General features: G+C 63.0%; 4 protein-coding genes. 2 read left to right on the top strand and 2 right to left on the bottom strand.

Going from position 1 to position 4,852, the window contains the following annotated elements:
* Positions 1-1,564: amidase (locus ACXRVY_RS17355; protein WP_458237847.1), on the top strand; the 1,564-nt coding region annotated here is incomplete at its 5' end.
* A 43-nt stretch (positions 1,565-1,607) separates the two neighbouring features.
* Here the strand turns inward: ACXRVY_RS17355 and ACXRVY_RS17350 are convergent.
* Complete coding sequence (locus ACXRVY_RS17350; protein ID WP_223463134.1) at positions 1,608-2,606, bottom strand: bile acid:sodium symporter family protein; 999 nt, start codon at positions 2,604-2,606, stop codon at positions 1,608-1,610.
* Positions 2,607-2,692: 86 nt separating this feature from the next.
* On the opposite strand from ACXRVY_RS17350, the gene ACXRVY_RS17345 reads away from it, so the two are divergent.
* The gene (locus ACXRVY_RS17345) at positions 2,693-3,481 is read left to right on the top strand and encodes an AraC family transcriptional regulator (RefSeq protein ID WP_223463135.1); all 789 of its coding nucleotides are present in this window, start codon (positions 2,693-2,695) and stop codon (positions 3,479-3,481) included.
* A 219-nt stretch (positions 3,482-3,700) separates the two neighbouring features.
* Here ACXRVY_RS17345 and ACXRVY_RS17340 read toward each other — a convergent pair whose 3' ends face one another.
* Complete coding sequence (locus tag ACXRVY_RS17340; protein WP_223463136.1) at positions 3,701-4,801, bottom strand: polyamine ABC transporter substrate-binding protein; 1,101 nt, start codon at positions 4,799-4,801, stop codon at positions 3,701-3,703.
* Between the last annotated feature and the right edge of the window lie 51 nt (positions 4,802-4,852).

The raw sequence follows: 4,852 nt of genomic DNA, 5'->3' as shown, positions 1-4,852 counted from the left end.
GCGCAACCCCGAAGCGCTCGCCGAGGCCCAGGCGTCCGACGCCCGTCGCGCCAAGGGCCAGACGCTGGGCCCGCTGGACGGCATCCCTTACACCGCCAAGGACAGCTATCTGGTCAAGGGCCTCACCGCCGCATCCGGCAGCCCGGCCTTCAAGGACCTGGTTGCCTATCGCGATGCGTTCACCATCGAGCGCCTGCGCGCTGCCGGGGCGATCTGCCTGGGCAAGACCAACATGCCGCCGATGGCCAACGGCGGGATGCAGCGCGGCGTCTACGGCCGCGCCGAGAGCCCGTACAACGCTGACTACCTCACCGCCCCTTTCGCCTCCGGTTCGTCGAACGGCGCGGGTACTGCCACTGCCGCAAGTTTCGCGGCCTTCGGCCTGGCGGAAGAAACCTGGTCGAGCGGCCGTGGACCGGCCTCGAACAATGGTTTGTGCGCCTACACGCCGTCACGCGGGGTGATCTCGGTGCGCGGCAACTGGCCGTTGACCCCGACAATGGACGTGGTCGTGCCGTTTGCCCGGAGCATGGCCGACCTGCTCGAAGTGCTCGACGTGGTAGTGGCCGATGACCCGGACACCCGTGGCGATCTGTGGCGCCTGCAACCCTGGGTGCCGATCCCGAGCTCGTCCTTGGTGCGCCCCAAATCCTACGCGGCGCTGGCCGCCAACAGCGAGGCGCTCAAAGGCAAGAAGTTCGGCATTCCACGCATGTACATCAACGCCGATCCAGAAGCCGGCACCTCTGAAGCGCCAGGCATCGGCGGCCCAACCGGCCAACGCATCAACACCCGTCCTTCGGTGATCGGGCTCTGGGAACAGGCACGCAAGGCCCTCGAAGACGCGGGTGCCGAAGTGATCGACGTGGATTTCCCGCTGGTCTCCAATTGCGAGGGCGATCGCCCTGGTGCGCCGACCGTGTTCAATCGCGGCATCGTTTCCAAGGAATTCCTGCACCATGAACTGTGGGACCTGACCGCCTGGGCGTTCGATGATTTCCTGCAAGCGAACGGCGACCCGAAACTGAATCGCCTGGTCGATGTCGACGGCCCGCAGATCTTCCCTCACGACCCGGGCACCCTGCCCAACCGCGAAGGCGACCTGGTTGCCGGCATGGACGAATACGTGCGCATGGCCGAACGCGGCATCACCCCGTGGGACCAGATCAGCACGATGCCGGACGGCCTGCGCGGACTGGAGAAAACCCGCAAGATCGATCTGGAAGACTGGATGGATCGCCTGGGTCTCGACGCAGTGCTGTTCCCGACGGTCGCCGACGTGGGTCCGGCGAATGCCGATGTCGATCCGCAATCGGCGGATATCGCCTGGAGCAACGGCGTCTGGGTCGCCAACGGCAACCTCGCCATCCGTCACCTGGGCGTGCCGACAGTCACCGTGCCGATGGGCGTGATGCCGGACATCGGCATGCCGGTCGGCCTGACGTTTGCCGGGCGCGCCTATGACGACTCTTCGCTGCTGCACCTGGCATCGGCGTTCGAGTCGACCGGCAACAAACGCATGATCCCGCCGCGCACGCCGCCATTGACGGCTGACAAGCGGTAATCGACACCGGGACTGGAGCCTTTACCGCTCCAGTCCCGGATCATCAGGGGTCGACTTGAGCCATCAGCTCCGGAATCGATTCCGGCCGATTGGCATAACGCTGCGCCAGCACCGCACAGACCATCAGTTGAATCTGGTGGAACAGCATCAACGGCAGGATCAGCACGCCAATGGTGCTACCGGCAAACAACACCTGGGCCATCGGCACGCCGGTCGCCAGGCTTTTCTTCGACCCGCAGAAGAGAATGGTGATGCGGTCTTCCTGGTTGAAACCGAATGCCTTGCCCAGTACGGTCGAGGCCACCAACACCAGCGCCAGGACCACGCAGCACGCCACCACCAGCCCAGCCAGGTCCAGCAGCGGAATCTGGTGCCAGAGCCCCTCGATCACCGCCTCGCTGAACGCGCCGTAGACCACCAGCAGAATCGAACCCTGATCGACGAACTTCAACCAGCTCTTGTTGCGCGCCACCCAGTTGCCGATCCAGCGCCGCGCGATTTGCCCGGCAATGAACGGCAGCAGCAACTGCACGCTGATCTTGAGGATGGCGTCGAGGGTCGAGGCGCCTTCGCCGTGCACATTGAGCAGCAGGGTCACCAGCAATGGCGTGAGGAATATCCCGAACAGGCTGGACGCTGCCGCGCTGCAAATCGCCGCCGGGATATTGCCCCGTGCCAGCGAAGTAAAGGCAATCGCCGATTGCACCGTAGCGGGCAGCGCACACAGGTAAAGCATGCCCATGTACAGGTCGTTGCCGATCAGTGGCGACAACAGCGGTTTTAGCGCCAGGCCGAGCAACGGAAACAGCACGAAGGTCAGGCTGAACACCAGCAGATGCAAGCGCCAGTGCCCGGCACCGGCAATGATCGACTCGCGGGACAGCTTGGCGCCATGCAGGAAAAACAGCAGCGCGATGGCGATGTTGGTCAGCCAGCCAAAACCGACCGCGACCTGACCGCTGGCGGGCAGCAGGCTGGCGAGCGTCACCACGCCGATCAGGGTCAGGGTGAAGTTGTCGGGTAACAAACGGGGGCGAGTCATGGGGTTGATCATCCGGGGGGTTGCCAGTACGTGAAAGCGACTCTAACGTGACTGGGAATTACCGACTAACGCCGATGAGCCAGCTGATGCCGCCCAAAGGACATGACAAGAGTGTTCGACGCAGTATTCCCGGGCTGTCCAGCCTGCCGCGACCGCTCTACGGCCGTACCGAATCGCTGCCCAATCGCGCACTGACCCGGCGCCACAGCCATCCGTGGGTACAGCTTTCCTATGCGATTGCGGGCGTGCTCGAAATACAGACCGGCGTCGGGCGCTTCGTCGCCCCGCCGGAGCGTGCGGTGTGGATTCCGGCGGGCATGCCGCACCGGGTGTTCAGTTCGCCGCGCACGGAAATGCGCAGCCTGTACATCGATTGCAGCGTCTCGGCGTGGGCGCAGCCGGGCTGTCATGTGTTGGAGGTCAGTGATCTGTTGCGCGAGTTGATCCGCGCCTTCAGCCAGATTCCAGTGGAATACGATCAGGACGGTCCCCACGGTCGGTTGGCCCAGGTGATTCTGGATCAGTTGGCGCAAGCGCCACAGATCGATTTGATGCTGCCCCTGCCCCAGGACAGCCGATTGCGGCAAATCGCCCAAAGCCTGGAGTCGCACCCGGAGCAACAGACCACCCTCAGCCACTGGAGCGACAAATTCGGCGTCACCGAGAAAACCCTCAGTCGCCTGTTCCTGCGTGACACCGGCCTGACGTTTCGCGCCTGGCGTCAGCGTTTGCGCCTGCTCGGCGCCTTGACGCCACTGGAACAGGGCGAGCGGGTGACCGATGTCGCATTGGCCTGCGGCTACGACTCGACGTCGGCGTTTATCGCAGCCTTCCGCCAGCAGTTTGGCGAAACGCCGGGGGAGTTTTTTCGCTGAGCCCTGCACCGTACATCTCTGTTGCCTGTCAGTCCGCCATCGCGAGCAAGCTCGCTCCCACAGTTTTTTGTGTCGAGCACAGGTTTTGTGTACACCCATACCCCTGTGGGAGCGAGCTTGCTCGCGATGGCGGTGGATCAGTCGACACCTGTACCGACTGACACTCCGCATTCGCGAGCAGGCTCGCTCCTACAGGGATTTCGCATAAATAGCCCCGTGTTACTGATCGGACTTGATGCTGGTCCAGACCCGCGTGCGCACCCGCTCGAGCTTTTGCGGCAATGGCTGCACGACGTACAGCGTCTTCAGCGCCTCGCTGGTCGGTGTCAGGTTCGGGTTGCCGGTGATGTCCTTGTCGATCAGCGCCAGCGAGTCCTTGTTGGCATTCGGGTAACCGAGGAAGTCGCTGATCGGCGCGATGACTTTCGGGTCCAGCAGGTTGTTGAGGAATTCGTGGGCCTCGGCGACGTTCTTCGCGCTTTTCGGGATGGCGAAGGTGTCGAACCAGATCGGCGCGCCTTCCTTCGGCAGGCGCCAGTCGACGACCACGCCGTTGCCCGCCTCCTTGGCGCGATTGCCGAATTGATAGAAGCTGCCGGAGTAACCGATGGCCACGCAGATATCGCCATTGGCGATGTCGGTCATGTACTTGGCGGAGTTGAAGTAGGTGACGTAAGGGCGGACTTTGAGCATCAGCGCCTTGGCTTTTTCGTAGTCATCGGGGTTCTGGCTATTCGGGTCCAGCCCCAGGTAATGCAGGGCCAGCGGCAGGATCTCCGACGGCGAGTCGAGCATGGCGACGCCACAGGCCTTGAGCTTCTCCATGTTCTCGGGCTTGAACACCAGGTCCCAGCTGTCCACCGGCGCATTCTCGCCCAGCGCCGCTTTGACCTTGGCCGGGTTGAAGCCGATCAGCACGGTGCCGTACATGTAGGGCACGCCGTACTGGTTGCCGGGGTCGTTCTTGTCCAGCAGCTTGAGCAGTGCCGGGTCCTGGTGCGACCAGTTCGGCAGTTTGGACTTGTCGAGTTTCTGGAACACGCCCGCCTTGATCTGGGTTTCGATGAACTGGTTCGATGGCACCACCAGATCGTAGCCCGAGTTGCCGGTGAGCAGCTTGGCTTCCAGGGACTCGTTGGTGTCGAAGGTGTCCCAGGTCACCTTGATCCCGGTGTCCTTGGCGAAGTCCTTGGGCACGGACGGCAGGATGTAGTCCGCCCAGTTGTACACCCGCAATTCGTGCTGTTCGGCGTGCACCGCGCCGGCCAGCAGCGACAGTCCGCAAACGCTGGCGCCCAGTATGCGTTTCATTGAGTCCATGGATCATTTCCCCAAGTGTGGCGTGAGTTCGATGGTTTTTATGTTCTGTAC

It is taken from the genome of Pseudomonas sp. P5_A2_2, assembly GCF_054177685.1.
Note: the sequence above shows the minus strand (reverse complement) of the source record. Positions and strands in the feature narration are given on the sequence as shown.

Coding starts and splice junctions, on each gene's coding strand:
- ACXRVY_RS17340 (WP_223463136.1), bottom strand. CDS start 4,801: ATGGACTCAATGAAACGCATACTGGGCGCCAGCGTTTGCGGACTGTCG.
- ACXRVY_RS17345 (WP_223463135.1), top strand. CDS start 2,693: ATGCCGCCCAAAGGACATGACAAGAGTGTTCGACGCAGTATTCCCGGG.
- ACXRVY_RS17350 (WP_223463134.1), bottom strand. CDS start 2,606: ATGACTCGCCCCCGTTTGTTACCCGACAACTTCACCCTGACCCTGATC.